General features: G+C 73.5%; 15 protein-coding genes. 6 read left to right on the forward strand and 9 right to left on the reverse strand.

Features of this window, described 5'->3' with window-relative positions; genetic code table 11:
* The 5 genes from AB0P07_RS00850 to AB0P07_RS00870 form a co-directional block, all read right to left on the reverse strand.
* Positions 1-1,197: a hypothetical protein gene (locus AB0P07_RS00850; RefSeq protein WP_365543249.1), complete on the reverse strand. Its 1,197-nt coding sequence runs from the start codon at positions 1,195-1,197 to the stop codon at positions 1-3.
* A 1-nt stretch (position 1,198) separates the two neighbouring features.
* The gene (locus AB0P07_RS00855) at positions 1,199-1,963 is read right to left on the reverse strand and encodes a hypothetical protein (protein WP_365543252.1); all 765 of its coding nucleotides are present in this window, start codon (positions 1,961-1,963) and stop codon (positions 1,199-1,201) included.
* A gap of 34 nt (positions 1,964-1,997) precedes the next feature.
* A complete protein-coding gene (locus AB0P07_RS00860; RefSeq protein ID WP_061443122.1) occupies positions 1,998-2,297 on the reverse strand; it encodes a hypothetical protein in 300 nt (99 codons plus the stop codon).
* 286 nt (positions 2,298-2,583) lie between these two features.
* On the reverse strand, positions 2,584-2,838 hold the full coding sequence (locus AB0P07_RS00865) for a hypothetical protein (RefSeq protein WP_102932806.1): 255 nt from the start codon (positions 2,836-2,838) through the stop codon (positions 2,584-2,586).
* A 10-nt stretch (positions 2,839-2,848) separates the two neighbouring features.
* Complete coding sequence (locus AB0P07_RS00870) at positions 2,849-3,379, reverse strand: DUF6668 family protein (RefSeq protein ID WP_365543256.1); 531 nt, start codon at positions 3,377-3,379, stop codon at positions 2,849-2,851.
* Positions 3,380-3,562: 183 nt separating this feature from the next.
* Between AB0P07_RS00870 and AB0P07_RS00875 the strand changes: the two genes are divergently transcribed.
* The 5 genes from AB0P07_RS00875 (at position 3,563) to AB0P07_RS00895 (ending at position 8,796) form a co-directional block, all read left to right on the forward strand.
* Positions 3,563-4,603 carry a peptidoglycan DD-metalloendopeptidase family protein gene (locus AB0P07_RS00875; protein ID WP_365543258.1) on the forward strand — a complete coding sequence of 347 codons (1,041 nt, stop codon included), beginning with the start codon at positions 3,563-3,565 and terminating at the stop codon, positions 4,601-4,603.
* A gap of 22 nt (positions 4,604-4,625) precedes the next feature.
* Positions 4,626-5,327 (forward strand): hypothetical protein, encoded by a 702-nt coding sequence (locus AB0P07_RS00880; protein WP_365543261.1) that lies wholly within the window; start codon positions 4,626-4,628, stop codon positions 5,325-5,327.
* An 8-nt stretch (positions 5,328-5,335) separates the two neighbouring features.
* A complete protein-coding gene (locus tag AB0P07_RS00885) occupies positions 5,336-6,643 on the forward strand; it encodes a tetratricopeptide repeat protein (RefSeq protein ID WP_365543264.1) in 1,308 nt (435 codons plus the stop codon).
* 175 nt (positions 6,644-6,818) lie between these two features.
* A complete protein-coding gene (locus AB0P07_RS00890; RefSeq protein WP_365543267.1) occupies positions 6,819-7,304 on the forward strand; it encodes a hypothetical protein in 486 nt (161 codons plus the stop codon).
* A 196-nt stretch (positions 7,305-7,500) separates the two neighbouring features.
* Complete coding sequence (locus tag AB0P07_RS00895) at positions 7,501-8,796, forward strand: tetratricopeptide repeat protein (protein ID WP_365543270.1); 1,296 nt, start codon at positions 7,501-7,503, stop codon at positions 8,794-8,796.
* A 25-nt stretch (positions 8,797-8,821) separates the two neighbouring features.
* Here the strand turns inward: AB0P07_RS00895 and AB0P07_RS00900 are convergent, their stop codons facing one another.
* On the reverse strand, positions 8,822-9,775 hold the full coding sequence (locus AB0P07_RS00900) for a M28 family metallopeptidase (RefSeq protein WP_365543273.1): 954 nt from the start codon (positions 9,773-9,775) through the stop codon (positions 8,822-8,824).
* Positions 9,776-9,937: 162 nt separating this feature from the next.
* The gene (locus AB0P07_RS00905) at positions 9,938-10,408 is read right to left on the reverse strand and encodes a VOC family protein (RefSeq protein ID WP_365543276.1); all 471 of its coding nucleotides are present in this window, start codon (positions 10,406-10,408) and stop codon (positions 9,938-9,940) included.
* A gap of 144 nt (positions 10,409-10,552) precedes the next feature.
* Here AB0P07_RS00905 and AB0P07_RS00910 point away from each other — a divergent pair, with 144 nt between their 5' ends.
* The gene (locus tag AB0P07_RS00910) at positions 10,553-11,125 is read left to right on the forward strand and encodes a CGNR zinc finger domain-containing protein (RefSeq protein ID WP_365543279.1); all 573 of its coding nucleotides are present in this window, start codon (positions 10,553-10,555) and stop codon (positions 11,123-11,125) included.
* A gap of 19 nt (positions 11,126-11,144) precedes the next feature.
* Here the strand turns inward: AB0P07_RS00910 and rarD are convergent, their stop codons facing one another.
* Complete coding sequence (gene rarD, locus AB0P07_RS00915; protein WP_365543282.1) at positions 11,145-12,224, reverse strand: EamA family transporter RarD; 1,080 nt, start codon at positions 12,222-12,224, stop codon at positions 11,145-11,147.
* A 136-nt stretch (positions 12,225-12,360) separates the two neighbouring features.
* Positions 12,361-13,215 carry an SDR family oxidoreductase gene (locus AB0P07_RS00920; RefSeq protein WP_365543284.1) on the reverse strand — a complete coding sequence of 285 codons (855 nt, stop codon included), beginning with the start codon at positions 13,213-13,215 and terminating at the stop codon, positions 12,361-12,363.
* Positions 13,216-13,338: the final 123 nt, after the last annotated feature.

Genomic DNA, 13,338 nt, shown 5'->3' on the forward strand with positions numbered 1-13,338 from the left:
CTACTGGTTGTGGCCCTTCATCCCGTCGTTGTCGTCCAGGGAGTTGACGACCTCCGAGGCTGCGGCGACCTGGGTCTGCACGACGACCGCGGCGGCCTGTGCGGCCAGCGCCACTCCTCCGGTGGCAGCTCCGGCAGCCGCGCCTCCCGCGGCGCCTCCCGCACCTCCCGCGGCGCCACCCGCGCCCCCGGCTCCGGCGCCGCCTCCCGCTCCGGCCCCGGCGGACGGGGAGCCCTGCGGGGCCGCGGACGAACCTCCGCCGCCACCCCCGCCCCCGCCTCCGCCGGCGGATCCGCCCGCGATGCTCACGGCGCCGCTGGCGAGGTTGTTGACGGCATTGAGGGCGACCGTGCCGCCGGAGGTGCCACCGAGTGCCGCGGTGGCCGGGACGATGAGCTTGAGCAGCGCGGGCAGGGCGAAGACCGCCAGGATCAGCATGCCCATGCCGGCGATGGTCCGGGTGAGGTCCTTGGTGCCCCTGGCGTCCTGGGTCATCGCCGTCGCCGAGAAGATGATGAGCGCGGCGGCGGGTTTGTAGAGCAGCCAGGCGGCCAGCCAGCCGACGTGCTTCTTCCACCAGCCCTCGCCCCAACCGGTCATGGAGGCGGACGCGGCCAGCGGAAGAGTGCCGATCAGCATGATCATGACGCCGATGCGGATGTACATCAGGACGATCTGGACGAACGCCGACAGCATCACGAGCAGGCCGAAGACCAGCACGAGCCCGGGCTGGCCCAGGGTCATCACGCCGAGCATCTCGGAGGCCTGGCCGCCCAGGTCCGACTTGGCGTAGACCTCCTCGGCGTAGGCGTCCGAGGCCCGCATCAGCGCCCCGGCCGCCGGGACCGCGACGGCCCCGGCGAGGAGTACCTTCCACATGCCCATGAAGGCCACCTTCATGGACTGGCCCCGGCGGTCCAGGGCCATCCGTATCGCCGCCATCAGCAGCGAGGCCACGGCCACGTAGCCGACCAGCCAGTTGAGCTCGCCCTGAATGGTGTTGATGGGTCCGCCGGTCTCGCCGGCCTTGATGCCCAGCCACACGCCGTTGAGCGACTTGAGCACTTCGGACGCGGCCTCGCCGATGGCCTTGGCGAACACCTCGACGGCTCCGCTGGTGACGCCCTCGCCGATCTCGCCGAGGCCCCACTCAAGGCCCTCGCCCACACAGTCGTAGACCTTCCAGGTGCAGGCCATGTCAGGCCTCCCAGGTGACGAAGCCCTGGGTGCCACTCACCTGCGCCATGCCGGAGTACACCGATCCGTCTGCACCGGGCACGATCTTCCAGTCGCCCTCGTGCCACCGCACGGTGACAGAGGCCGTGCCGTACACACCCGCGTTGGGTCCGCGGAGCAGGAGCATCACTGTCGCCTCTTCCTTGTCGTACGCCAGGATCGAGAAGCCCGCGTAGCCACCGGCGTCGGCCTTGCCCGAGGTGGGCTTGTCCTCTTCCTGCGAGCGGCTGGAGACCAGCGCGTCGCGGCCCGGGCCGGGGACGACCTGCCGCTTCATCACGTCACGCCAGCCCGGATAGCTGAAGTGGTCCGTGATGGCCTGGGCGGCGAGCACCGCACCCGTCGGGGTGTGTGCGTAGCAGGACCAGACGGGGCCGTCGTAGGTGCGCGGCCCGGCCGTCCTGGAGACCGGCACGAGGCCCGTTCCGTTGGCCTTCCACTCGAAGTCCTCGGGAACGGCCGTCGGCTTGGTCTGGTCGCTGTCGTCGGTGCGGCAGCCCGCGGGCCGGGCGTCCGGCTGCGCGCTGCCGCTCGGCGTGGGGGTGGCCGGCGGCGGCGTCGGACCGCCGTCGGCGCCCTCCGGCGTGCCGCCGCCGCTCATCAGCGCGATCAGCCCGATGACCAGCAGCGTCGCCAGGAACCCGGCCGACAGGATCCAGCCCCGCTGCTGCCAGAAGGGTTTCTCCCACTCCCCGCTGCCCCCTCGGGATCGACCGGGGTTCACCATGTCGGTACTTCTCTCTGTTGGGACGCGGGGCGCGTCAGCCGAAGACGAAGGTGACGACGGGGCCGGCGGTGGCCACCAGGACACAGCCGCCCAGCACCATGCCGAGGCGGCCCATGTGCTCGGAACCCTCGCCGCGGCGCATGGAGATGGCCATCATGGCGCCGGTGATCAGCACGCCGGCGACACCGGCCGCGGTGCCGGCCCAGGCGAGGATGCCGAGCACGGTGTCGACCTTGCCGGTGAGCGCGCCCGGGGCGTCGCGGGTGGGGTTCGGTACGTCACCGTCCGCCAGGACTATGGTCCGGTGTGCCTTGGTGACGAGCGTGTCCAACATGTTCTCTCCCCGATGCGGTCGGCCTGACGGCCAATCAGATGAACGCTGTCTGCTGTGGTTCGGCCGGTAGTGCTGCCGGCCGGCGGCGTCGACGTGAGTCTTGTGATCCCAGTGGCGTCGCGCCATGTCGTGTGACGAATCAGCACCACGCTGTGACATGTACGTGGCATTCGAGACGGGAAGGTTCCCGTCCGGGGTGCCGACTCGATGCCGACTCGGTGCTGGTGCTGGTGCTGGTGCTGGTGACGGCGTCGGTGTCAGTGCCGTCGTGCGGCCCGTCGTCCGGTCATCCGTTCAGGAGGAACGACACGAGCGGCCCCGCGGAGGCGCCGATGACGCAGGCGCCCATCACCATCAGGAACTCCCGCAGGTGCTCCTCCACGTCGCCCGTCTTCACGGCGAGCGCCATACGGGTTCCGACGATGATCAGTCCCGCGACGCCGGCACAGGTGACCAGCCAGGCCATCCAGCCCAGCACCGTGTCGAGTTCACGGGTGACGTCCGCACCGACGGCGAGTACGGCCGTCGCTCCAGTGCTCATCGGATGCTCCTCATGACATGCGTACGGGTGGGGCGGCCAGCAGGGCGGCCAGGGCGGCCGTCTCCCTGGGCGCCGGCGCGTTCAGGTCCCCGGTACGCCACGCCGGCGTCCAGGGCACGCGGTGCACGTCCGCCGCCGAGCCGATGACCTTGATGCGCTGGTGCAGCGACCGGGGGAGGCGTCCCGGCGCGTCCGCGACCAGGACCACGGCGACGAGTTCGAGGCCCGGCGGCTGGTCCCCGCACCGGAACACGTCCAGGGCGCGGGAGACCGCCTGCAGACCGGCGGCGTGTGTGCGGCCGACCAGCAGTACGCCGTCGGGCTCCCCCTGCTCGGGCCGGGGCCAGGTGCGTCCGCCGTCGACGCCGCCGAGGACGGCCGCGAGAGTGGACGTACCCGCGCCTCCGTGCGCGCCGACCCAGGCCAACTGCCGGGCCGGGGGCGCCGCACGGGGGTCCGGGCCGACGTCCTGCGACGGGGTGCTCCCGTCGAGGGGGCCGCGAGTCCAGATCTCCGGTCCTGTCAGCGCGTTGCTGCTCACCGCCAAATCTCCCCCCGTGTCGGTTCAGCGGAACACCGCGATCATCACTGATGAGCGGGTGGCTGATAACGCCCTGTGAGGCTCTGGGACGAGTCTGTGACGAAGCGGTGACCTGACGGGGCATCGCCTGCGGGGAGACTCAAGCAGGCTTTTCACGACCGGAGTTGGACCCGAGGGGGGTTGATGTCGCAGAACGGGGGAAGCGCGGCGGCCTGGGTGATCGGTGGTTCGGTCGCCCTGGTGCTGACACCCGTGATCATGATGGTCGCGGTCAGCGGCGGCTCGAGTGCCGCGAACGGCGGCGCCGGCAGCGGGGTCGGCGGGGGCCTGAAGGGGGGTGCCGTGCCCGCGCAGTACGTTCCGTGGGTGCTCAAGGCCGGTGCCCTGTGCGACGTGATCAAGCCGGCAGTCGTGGCCGCGCAGATCGAGGCCGAGTCCGGGTGGAACCCGAACGCGGTGTCCCCGGTGGGCGCCGAGGGCCTGTCCCAGTTCATGCCCGGCACGTGGAAGACGTGGGGCCGCGACGACGACGGCAACGGGCGTGTGTCGCCCTACGATCCCGGCGACGCGATCATGGCGCAGGGCCGCTACGACTGCGCGCTCGCCGAACAGGTGGAGGGCTACAAGAAGCGGGGCGAGGCCTCCGGCGAGACGCTGGACCTGGCCCTGGCCGCCTACAACGCGGGCCCCGGAGCCGTCCAGCAGTACCACGGCATCCCGCCGTACACCGAGACGCGCAACTACGTCGCCCGCATCAAGTCCCTGATACCCAAGTACGAGTCGGTCGACGACCCGCCCGGCAAGGTGCCGCCGGGGCAGCGGATGGCCATGCCGCTGCGCGGCAACCCGCCCGTGACCTCGCCCTACGGCATGCGCTTCCACCCGATCCTGCACGTCAACAAGCTGCACACCGGCATCGACTTCGGCGCGACACAGGGCACGCCGTTCCTCGCCGCGCGGGACGGCAAGGTCACCTTCGCCGGCTGGTCCAACGGCTACGGCAACCGGGTGGTCATCTCGCACGGAACCATCGACGGCAAGGAGGTGTCGACCACGTACAACCACATGTCGGCCTTCAGCGTCTCGGTGGGACAGCGCGTCAAGGTGGGCCAGCAGGTCGGCGCGGTGGGCTCCACCGGCTACTCGACCGGTCCGCACGCGCACTTCGAGGTGATCCAGAACGGCGACTACGTCGATCCCGCACCATGGCTGGGGTTGAAGTGACGGCACAGGCCAGGGGGACACGATGAGAAGACGCTCCGCACGGGCCCTGCGCGGGTCCGCGGCCACCGTGCTCACGGTGGCCACCGGCCTCGCCCTGCTCTCCGGGTGCGGCCTGTCCGACCACCGCGAGACCGGCGCCCAGCGCGCGGGCACCGGATCGGCGCAGCCGTCCATCGCCCCGAAGGCGCCGGTGCCGCCCGGAAAGCCGCTGGGGCCCGACGCGCACGTGCCCGACACCGGGGTCGTCGACGACAACGACGCCACGGCGGTCTCCACGGCCTGGGCCGAGACGACGTACGGCTACGACACCGAGTACGACACGAGTCCCCAGGACGCGGTGCTGCGCGGCGTCCGGTGGTGCACGGAGCGCAAGGCGGCGGGCGAGCGGGGGTACCGGCCCGCCGGCGGCCCCGGGAACGAGTGGATCACCTGGGCCCGCCACCGGGCCTGGACCACCGTGGACGTGAGCAGTGAACTCGAGGACGACGCCCCGCCGGACGGGGAACGGATCGCCTACCGGTCCCTGGTCGTGTCCGGCACCGCGCACGGCCGCGACGGCTGGGAGGGAACCGGACCCCGCCTCAACGCCTACGTGAAGCTGGTGCGCGCGGGCGTCGGCAAGCCGTGGCGGGTGGACGACGTGACGGTCGTCGAGGCGGCGAGACCACCCGCGCCGAGCACGTCGGCGACCGCCGGTTCACCGTCCGACGATCCCAGGCAGTGAGGGAACCGATGCCCAGATTCAGTCGCAGCGAGAACAAGCGGCGGAGGAACCAGGCCGCACGGGAACAGGCGCCCGCCTCCGGACTCAAGCCCATCGAGGTGCACGTCACGGCCGACGGGAGGGCCACCGTGGGCGGCCTGCCGGTCGTCGCCGGCGTCGGTGAGAGCGTCCAGAGCGCCGTGCTGGACTACCTCCACCGCCTGGTGCTCGCCACCGGTCACGCCGTCGCGGCCACCGTGCACGACGAGCGGATCGGCTACCTCACGCCCGTCCGCGTCGAGGCGGACGGGTCCAGTGCCTTCGCCGGGGAGCCCGTCCCCCTGTCCCGGGACGTGATGGCGGCCGCGCGGGCCGTGGCCGAGGAGCACGTCTCCGAGCGCGCCCAGGCGGTCGGCGCGCCGGCGGCCGCAGCCGTGTCGGCGGCGGCAGCCGTGCCGGACGAGCACCCGGTGGTGCGCGAGCAGCCGTCCACCATGCCGCTCAGGGCCGTCGCGGAGTCGGCGCAGCCCGTCCGGGACAAGTCGACGAGGGCCCTGCGCGCGGTACCGGACCCGGCTCCAGGCGCACCGCTTCCCACGGTGCGGGAGCCCGAACGGGGCTCGGCGACGGCACCGGTCCCGGCGGCGGAGGCGAAGCCGGTCCCCCGGCCCGGGGCGGCGTGGGGCGAGACGCGGCGGGAAGCCCGGCCGGAGGTGCGGTCCGAGACGCGGCGGGAAGCCCGGCCGGAGGTGCGGTCCGAGGCCCGGCCGGAGGTGCGGCCCGAGACGGTGCCGTCCGGGCCGACGGCACCGGTGGACCCGGCGCCGGCGGATGTCAGGAGCCCGTCCCTGCTGGCGGAGCCCGTCCAGCGGATCAACGAGGCCGTGCGCATGGGCCGGATCGAGTCGGCCGCGGCCATGGCGGAGCAGACCATCGCCTCCGCGGTGCAGCGGCTGGGCGCCGAGCACCCGGAGGTGCTGCAGCTGCGGGAACTCGCGGCCTACATCGCCTACCTGGCCGGTGACGCCCACCGCTCCTTCGTGCTCTCCATGGCGCTCGCACGGGTGCGCCGGGGCAGCGACGACCAGGGCGCCTTCGGCAACGTGATGAGCGCGGCGGCCGCCTGGCGGGCGCTGCGGGACCCCGCGCTGGGGCTGGCCCTCGGACACGAACTGATCGCGCTGTGGGACGCGATGGCCGCAGCAGGCGGTGCCGCGGCGGCCGACCCCTCCCAACTGGAGGCCGCCCGGGCCCGGATGGGCCGCCTCGCCGAGCGGGCGGGCGGCGTGGGCGAAGGCCGGAGCGAAACGGAGGGACCGCGTGCGCAGGACCGGTGACACCGCTCCGGGCCCGGGCGGGGGCCGCCCCCGCACGCCGCCCCCGCGGGGCCCCTTCACGCATCAGGGCCCACCGGGGCGGTCCGGTCCGGCGGCCGCTGCCCCCGCCGAGCAGCGGCACCGGAGCCCTCGGCGGGAGGCCGCCCTGAGACGCTCGCCGCGCCCGCGCGTCGAGGTGACGTTCAACGAACTGACCGGAACCGCGAGCTGGCGCCCCGTCACACCCGGCGGCGGCCCGCCCCGGCACGGACGTGCGCGGGCGGGCGGCGGCGAGGCGTACGCCGGTGCGTCCCGGGCGGCGGCACTGCGCTCGCCGGGCAGCGGCGCGCCGGGGGCAGCCGCCCGGGGTGCCGCGCCGATCCCCGTGCGGCCCGCGACCGTGCGCGCGGTCGTGAGCACGGCAGGGGTGTCCGCCTCGGGGGACCGGCAGGGCGCGCGGCCGGCACAGACCGCCCTGCTCCGGTCGCAGGTCCAGGGCGACCTGTCCCGGGCCGCGCGCATGCCGCGGGCCGTGGCGGCCCGTCTCGGCACCACCGTGCCCGCCCACCTCACCGCCCTCTCCGCGGCCCGTGCGCACACCCTCCGCACGGCCGCCGGCATCCCCCGCCCGGCCGCACCGGCGCCCCCGTCCCCAGCCCGCCCGGGCCCGTCCGGCCGCTGATGCCCGGGAAGCCGCCGACGGGCGGGGCGTGCCCGCCGACGGCTTCCCCGCACCTGGAACGAGCCTGTGACACCCCGGTGACCTGAGAACCGGGAGCGAGCGGAGAGACTCGACGGTAGGTGCACGACAGGCATGACAGGCTCTGGACGGCAGGGAACGAAACCGCCGACGGAAGCCGCCGATGAGTGGGGGAGCGATGTCTCGACTCGGCAGCGACAACCAACGGGAGCACGAGCACGCCGAGCGCTCGCCCGATTCCGTGGCGACGCCGATCGACGTCCGCGTACCGGAGGGGGGCCCCGGCGTACGCGGCGCCTCGGTCGACGGCGCACTGGTGGTGGCGGCCCCGGGCGAGGAGATCCAGAACGCCGTTCTGAACCGCCTCCACCGCCTCGCCCTCGCCGCCGGCCACCCCGTCCTCGCCACCATCCACGACCGGCGCGTCGGCTACTCCGTCCCCCTCCGGGTCGACCCGGACGGCTCCAGCCACCTCGCCGCGGACCCGGTGCCGACGGACCCGGTGCCGACGGACCCGGTGCCTACGGGCCCGGTGCCGACGGGCCCGACCCCGGAGGAACCCGAGGAGGCTCCCGTACGGCAGGACCGGCGCACGCGCGTACTGCGCTCGGTGGCGCCGGTCGGGGACAGCGCGCCGACCTTCACGCTCCGCGCTCTGCCGACACCGGCCGGGGGCACGCCACCCGGCACGGTGGCACCGCCGAGGGGCGTCTTCGGGCCGCCGCCCCGCATGGACGGTGCCGCCACGACCGGCGCCCCGGAAGAGGCGGAGCCGCTGCCCGTACCCGGCCCGGTCGCCGTCACCCGGCCGCCCGCCGGCCCGAAGCCGCCCGCCGACTCCGCACCCGCACCCGTGTCCACGGGGGCCGCCCCCGCCCCGGACCTCGGCCCCCGACCCGACCTCCATCACGACCCGGACCCCAAGCCCACCCCCGCCCGCGGGTTCGACGCCGTGGCCGAGGCCGTGCTCGGGGACGCGCCGCTCACCGCGCCGGGCGACGCCACCAGTCCCGCGCTGCTCGCGGAGCCGACGGCCCGTATCAACGAGGCCGTCAAGGAGGGCCGTACGGAGGCCGCGGCGGGGCTGGCGGAGCGGACGGTGACGGAGGCCTCGGCCACGCTGGGGCCGGAGCACCCCGAGGTACTGCGGCTCCGCGAACTCGCCGCGTACATCGCCTACCTGTCGGGCGACCCGGACCGTGCCTTCGAGCTCTCCCTGGAACTGGCCCGGATACACCGGCGTTCGGGCGATGCCGAGGCCGCGTACGGCAACGTGCAGAGCGCGGCGACCGCCTGGCGGGGCGTACGCGACCCGGCACGGGGCCTGGAACTGGGGCACGACCTGGTCGGCCTGTGGGGCGAACTCGCCGCCGAGGACGGCCCGGCTGCCGAGGACGCCGAGGAACTGGAGTCCGCCCGTACCCGCATGGGCCGCCTCACCGAACGAGCCCGCGCCCGCGCCCAGGTGGGCTGACCCGGGCCGGGCGGGGCCGCCGTTCCTACTGCGACAGTTCCCAGACCGCGTACGCGACGGCGTCGCTGTTGTGGTCCAACGCCGTGTCGTCGATGTTGGCGGTCGTGTCGCAGGACGAGTGGTAGCAGCGGTCGAAGGGCCGGCCCACGGTGCCGCCCCACTTGGCCGCCTGCGCGGACGTCTTGCGGTAGTCGGCGCCGCTGAACAGGCCGCCCACGGGGACGCCCGCGTTCTTGAAGGGCGCGTGGTCGGAGCGGCCGTCGCCCTCGGTCTCGATCTCCGTGGCGATGCCGAGGCCGGCGAAGTAGTCCTTGAACGTCTGCTCGATCGTGGGGTCGTCGTCGTAGACGAAGTAGCCGGGGTTGGGGGAGCCGATCATGTCGAAGTTCAGATAGCCGCTGATCCTGGCGCGTTCGGCCGAGCCGAGGCTGTTGACGTAGGTGCGGGAGCCGACGAGCCCCAGCTCCTCAGCGCCCCACCAGGCGAAGCGCAGGTGCTTGCCGGGCTGGTAGCCGGACCGGGCGACGGCGAGCGCGGTCTCCAGGACCGCGGCGGAGCCGGAACCGTTGTCGTTGATGCCGGGCCCCGAGGTGACACTGTCCAGATGTGACCCGGCCATGACAACCTGATCCGCGTCGCCACCGGGCCAGTCGGCTATCAGGTTGTAGCCGGTGCGGCCGGAGGCGGTGAACCGCTGGACGCGGGTGGTGAACCCGGCGGCGTCCAGCTTGGCCTTCACGTAGTCGAGCGAGGCCCGGTAGCCCGCGCGGCCGTGGGCGCGGTTCCCGCCGTTCGCCGTGGCGATCGACTGCAGTTGCGCCAGGTGGGCCTTGACGTTGGTGAGCGATATGTCGGGCGCCGCGGCGGCCGCCGGGTGCGTCGGCGCGGACGCCGCGCCGGCGGCGGAACCGCCGGTCACCAGTGTGGCGACGGCGACGGCGGCGGCTGTCAGCGCACGCCCGGAGAGGAGGAGCTTCATGTGGGGGGCTCCGAATTCCTAGGGGGTCCCTGGGGGAGGACTCCGCAGTGAATGGGGTGCCTGGATGGTGCGGGCGTGACTGACCCGCCGTCAAGACCGCTATTCGGCCACGGAGTCTCGCATACCGGAGCCCTCTCGCCCCGCCCCGGACGGCGCCGGTCCCTAGTGGACGCAGAACTCGTTTCCCTCCGGGTCCGTCATCACCACCCACTCCCCGCCCGGTTCCTTCACCTCTCGCTGCACGCTCGCCCCCAGCGCCTGCAGCCGGGCGACCTCCTCCGCGCGCCGCCCGTCCGCCGCGTGCACGTCGAGGTGGAGCCGGTTCTTGCCGGTCTTGGCCTCCGGCACGCGCTGGAACAGCAGCCGCCGTCCCAGTCCGGTGCCGCTCTCCTCCTGGACCGGGTCGTCGGGGTGTCGTACGGCGGCGAGGTCCCGCCAGGCGCGGCGGCCGTGGGACTCGACGGTCAGCTCCGCCGGTACCGCCCCGAAGCCGAGCAGTTTCTCGATCAGCGCGCTGTTGTCCTCCACCTCGTAGTGGAGGGCCGCGGCCCAGAAGTCCGCCTGTGCGTGCGGGGCGGCCGCGTCGACGACGATCTTGAAGTGCAGGGGAGCAGGTCTTGAGGTCGATGTCATGTAACCACTTATACTGGTTTCATGAGGGAGCGGGTAGTGGAATCGCCGATTCGGGCGGAACGGCGGGCGGGGGCGGTACGACCGGGGACGGACCGGCCGGAAGCGTCGAGCCCGTCCCGGGGGCGTCCACCCGGACTGACGCTCGTGTCCCACGAGGGCAAGCCGTACCGCTTCGACCCGGGCGCGCTCTGCCTCGAACTGCTGACGACCGGAGGGCCCGGCGCCTTCGCGCGCTGGGAGGTGCTGCACGAGCCCGCAGACCTGGTGGCCTGGACCGACCGCAGTCGGCTGCCGGAGGGACTGGACCTGACCGTGGACCGGACGGACGTGGCACGGGCCAGGACCCTGCGCGACGCCCTCTTCCTCCTCGCCGCCGACCGCGCCCACGGACGGCCGCTCCGCCCCGGGCACCTGGACGCCGTCAACGCCGCGGCGGCCGAGCCCTCGCTCGTCACCCGCCTCGAACCGGACGGCACCCGCGGCTGGGCCCCGGGTGCCACGGGCCCCCGCCTGCTGTCCACGGTGGCGCGCGACGCGATCGAGCTGTTCACCGGTCCGTACGCGGACCGGATCCGCGAGTGCGGCGCCCACGACTGCCATCTGCTGTTCGTCGACACCTCGCGCCCCGGACGCCGCCGCTGGTGCGCGATGGAACACTGCGGCAACCGGGAGAAGGTCCGGGCACACCGCGCGCGGCAGACACCAAAGAAGCGCTGATCCGGCGCCCCGCCCGGAGCTACGGCCGGGCCGCCCCGACGTCGTGCTGCTCGGACGCGTCCGACGCGTCCGACGTGTCCGGGGCGGTGAGGGAGGCCGGGGCCGGCGCTCCGGAGGCCACGACGCCCTGCTCGCGCGCCGCGGCGTCCCCCTTGGCCGGCGCGACGCCCGCGCCCGCCCGGTCCAGCTGCTCCCGCAGCGCCCGCGCGGTCCGGCGAGCCGTGCGCAGCGCGTCCCAGGTGAGCAGCGTCAGCGCCAGCCAGACCAGCCCGAAGCCCGCCCAGCGCTCGGGCGGCATGGCCTCGTGGAAGTACAGGACGCCGAGCGCGAACTGGAAGACCGGCGCCAGGTACTGCAGCAGCCCCAGCGTGGACAGCGGTACGCGGATCGCCGCCGCGCCGAAGCAGACCAGCGGGATCGCGGTGACGACGCCGGTCGCGGCGAGCAGGGCCGCGTGGCCGAGGCCCTCCGTGGTGAAGGTCGACTCGCCCTGCGAGCCCAGCCACAGCAGGTAGCCGAGCGCCGGCAGGAACTGGATCGCCGTCTCGGCGGCCAGCGACTCGACGCCACCCAGGTTGACCTTCTTCTTCACCAGTCCGTAGGTGGCGAAGGAGAAGGCGAGGCAGAGCGAGATCCACGGCGGCTGCCCGTAGCCGATGGTGAGGACGAGCACGGCCGCGAAGCCGGTGGCGACCGCCGCCCACTGCGCGGGCCGCAGCCGCTCCTTGAGCAGCAGCACGCCCATCGCGATGGTGACCAGCGGGTTGATGAAGTACCCGAGCGAGGCCTCGACGACGTGGCCGCTGTTCACGGCCCAGATGTAGACGCCCCAGTTGACGGTGATGACCCCGGCGGCCACCGCGACCAGGGCGAGCCTGCGGGGCTGGCGCAGCAGCTCGCCGGCCCAGGCCCAGCGCCGTACGAAGAGCAGGGCGACGGCGACGAAGGCGAGGGACCACACCATCCGGTGGGCGAGGATCTCACCGGCCCCGGCGGGCTTGAGCAGCGGCCAGAACAGGGGGACGAGCCCCCACATCCCGTACGCCGCGATGCCGTTCAGCAGGCCTATGCGCTGCTCGCTCCTGGACGACCCGGCCACGGGCACCTCCTTCTCGCACACGGCATGCCGGGGACGGGGAGGCATGCCAGGACGAAGGTAGCGCCGTACCCGGCCGCCTGTCATGCCCGTATCGCAATACGGTCATGACAGGCGGGGGGGTGGGGAAGGGCGGAGGTCAGTCCTTGAGTGCGGTGGCGACCGCCTCGGCGAGCGGCGTCGTCGGGCGGCCGGTCAGCCGGGACAGGTCTCCGGTGGAGACGACCAGCTCGCCCTTGGCGATGGCGGCGTCCACGCCCGCGAAGACGTCCGCGAGCGGCCCGGGCACCCCGGCGCCGGTCAGGATGCCGGTGTAGGCCTCGACGGAGACGGGGTTGTAGACGATCTCCCGGCCCGTCTGCCGGCTCAGCTCGGCGGCGTACTCGGCGAAACTCCATGCCTCGTCGCCGCCCAGCTCGTACGAGGAGTTCTCGTGTCCCTCGCCGGTCAGCACGGCGACGGCGGCGGCCGCGTAGTCGGCGCGGGAGGCGGAGGAGACCCGGCCCTCGCCGGCCGCCTGGACGACGGCGCCGTGCTCCAGGACCGGGGCGAGCTGCTCGGTGTAGTTCTCGTGGTACCAGCCGTTGCGCAGCAGTACGTACGGCACGCCGGAGCCGACCAGCACCTCCTCGGTGGCGCGGTGGTCGTCGGCGAGCGCCGCCTTGAGGCTCTCGGGGGCGCTGGTGTAGGCGAGCAGGGCGACGCCGGCCTTCTTCGCCGCGTCGATCACGACCGTGTGCTGCCGCACGCGGCCCTTGTCGAACTCGTTGCCGGAGATCAGCAGGACCCGGTCGCCGGCCGCGAACAGGCCGTCGAAGGTCTCGGGGGAGTTGTAGTCGGCGACCGCGAGCCGTACCCCGAGGGCGGCGAGGTCGGCGGCCCGGTCGCGGTCCCGGACGACCGCGGTGACCTGGTCGGCCGGCACCTTCTCCAGCAGCTGCCGCACGACGTGGCGGCCAAGGTGTCCGGTGGCTCCGGTGACGACGATGCTCATGGTTTCAGGGCTCCTAGTGGGGGTGTGTTGCCACTAACCCTAAGAGCAACGCTAACTAAATGAAAGTGCCCACTTTGAAGTAAGGTACTTACCTTGAAGTAAGCACGAGGGGCCCGGACGGGA

Origin of the sequence: Streptomyces sp. NPDC085944 (assembly GCF_040686295.1) — a bacterium.
Lineage (GTDB): Bacteria > Actinomycetota > Actinomycetes > Streptomycetales > Streptomycetaceae > Streptomyces > Streptomyces salinarius.